Genomic DNA, 2,464 nt, shown 5'->3' on the forward strand with positions numbered 1-2,464 from the left:
AAGTCAATTGGTTTGTATTGACAAATACAAATATATATTTGTCACATTTAGAAAAAAATATATGCAAAAAAAATATATGTTATTTATTTGAAAATTTTAATGCATATATGTCTGATGAAAATTTTACATACAACCTTGATAGCTATTGCGGCAGCTTATATAGAGATATATTGACAGATAAGCATGCTTATTTTACCAAGCCATCTTCTTATCAGATGAAAAACGTGTCAGTAATTTATAAAATTTGGAAAGAGTATTTGATAAATAATGACATCGGTTACATTGTATTTCCTGATGTTGAATTTGTGGAGGGAATGATACTTCTTGCCTTGTGTAAAGAGCTAAATATAAAGGTGCTTTACTATGTCAATGCAAGAAGCATTGGTAGATCTTTTTTTGCAAAAAGTATTAATGAAGAGTACTATAAAAGTACCGCTATAAACAATGACGTGGTTAGTGACTTTATCGCAAAAATAAAAAATTCTAATAAAAAAGCCTATGAGGTTACACTTGAATTTAACCAGGTGGAATATGACCACAAAATATCAAAATATGGTAGAACTAGCCTAGAAAAGCTAATATCATTTTTAAAAAATAAATTTATTTACGAAAAACACTATTTAAAAGAAGATATGTCTTTCGTAGTTAGGTTTAGAATGCGGTTTTTGGGCCTACTAAATAAATATAGGCGCTCAAGAAAGTACATTTATGAAAAATATGTAACAGTAAAAACTATAGAGATGTTGCCAAAGAAGTTCATATATTTCCCGTTGCAAGTAACCCCAGAATCTTCAATCAATAATTTAGAGCCATATTTTGTAGATCAGCTGCGAGCCATAGATCTATTACTTATGAATATAACACCAGATATTAAGGTTGTTGTCAAAGAGCACCCGATTTTTGCTGGAGAGAGAAGTGAAAAATTTTATAAAATTCTTTCTTGTAAACCAGGTGTGGAGATATCTTCGTTAGCCATATCAAGTAGCGACTTAATAGATAGCTCTATAATGGTATGCTCTGTGACCGGCACAGCACTACTAGAGGCAATGCTGCGCAATAAACCAGTCTTTCAGTTTGGAAAAACATTTTTTTATCAAGATCAGTTTGGATTTGACTCTTTTAGAAGCATGGCAAGTGATTTAAGGGCCATTATAAACAATGATAGAGAAAACAATATAGATTTAGTTATTGCAGATTTATATAGTGTGCTATTTGATTTTTATATAGAGCAGCCAGCTCAATACTACTATCAGCCAAGACCAGTTGCATTGATGGACGCAAATTTAGATAATACACTAAAAGCTATCTCTTTTTATATAAAAGGCATCTCTAAAGGTGAACTAATATAATGTTTGCTTCTTCTATAGAAAAAAGTTTGATCAGTACTTTGTTGTACCAGATATTTTCAAAAGGCATAGGCTATGGAAAATACCTCTTGTTTGCATTTTTGTTTGGCACAAGTATGCAAATGGATGCTTACAATATGGCTTTAACGATACTTGATGTATCTATGTTTGTGTTAGGACATGTTTTTTCTGTAGTTGGGATACCTATGCTGGTAAAATCTAGAAAAAAATCTTTTACAGCATTTAAAAAGTTAAGTGGCTCTATATTTATCTTTTCTTTAGTTTTGGCAGCGATTATTATAGTTTTTCAATATATATTTTTTTATGATCTAGTATCTATTTTAGCGCCAGGTTTTGATGATAAGAAAAGTGCCTTGTCTTATGAAATTTTTAAATACTTTTTGCCTATGAATATAGTCTACCTTCCGTATTTCGCTCTTATATCCTTTTTTAGATTGCTAAATTTATTTTCTATTTCTAACTTTTTAGATTTTTTAATCGCTATATTTTCTATTGCATATCTTGTTATTTTTATAAGTAGTGATATTGCTATCATTCCATTATCTTTGAGTGTTGCATATGTTGTTACTATATTTTTTGCGCTTTATTTTGCCATTAAGATCAAAATAATTGGATTTAGTGGCTCAATTTTTACACCATATATGAAAAATATGTATAAAAATATTGCCAAACTTTCGCTTTGGTTTTTGGTGCTGCAACTATATAGGGTGGTGGATAAGGGATTTGCCTCCTTGCTTGATAATGGAGCAATAAGTGCGTTAGTTTACGCTTCTATGCTTATTTCTGGTATGGGCTTTGTCTTTGACTTTGCTTATGTATATATCACAAAATTTTCAGAAAAAGAGGACAAGGCGGCAATGTTTACTCTTGCAATTAAGCTTTATATATTTTTAACATTGCCTGTCGTTGTATATTTGCTTTTTTATTCAAAAGAGTTTATCTCGATAATTTATGGAGGTGGAAAATTTGATAAAAACTCCATAGAGATAACAAGTTCTATTATTGTGATATTATCGCCATTGTTATTTTTGAGTCTTGTTAATGGTTTATTTCAAAGTTTATATCAGTCTTTGGAAAAATATGCTTATGTTATTTGT

General features: G+C 30.1%; 2 protein-coding genes. Both read left to right on the plus strand.

Annotation, left to right across the window (positions count from 1 at the left end):
* Window positions 1-1,349: capsular polysaccharide export protein, LipB/KpsS family (locus tag F3G86_RS10040; RefSeq protein WP_223228594.1), on the plus strand; the 1,349-nt coding region annotated here is incomplete at its 5' end.
* Window positions 1,349-2,464 (plus strand): lipid II flippase MurJ (locus F3G86_RS10045; RefSeq protein WP_149723771.1); only part of this gene is annotated, 1,116 nt, incomplete at its 3' end. The genes F3G86_RS10040 and F3G86_RS10045, both read left to right, overlap by 1 nt.

It is taken from the genome of Campylobacter concisus (assembly GCF_902460595.1).
In the GTDB taxonomy this organism is placed as follows: Bacteria; Campylobacterota; Campylobacteria; order Campylobacterales; family Campylobacteraceae; genus Campylobacter_A; species Campylobacter_A concisus_BL.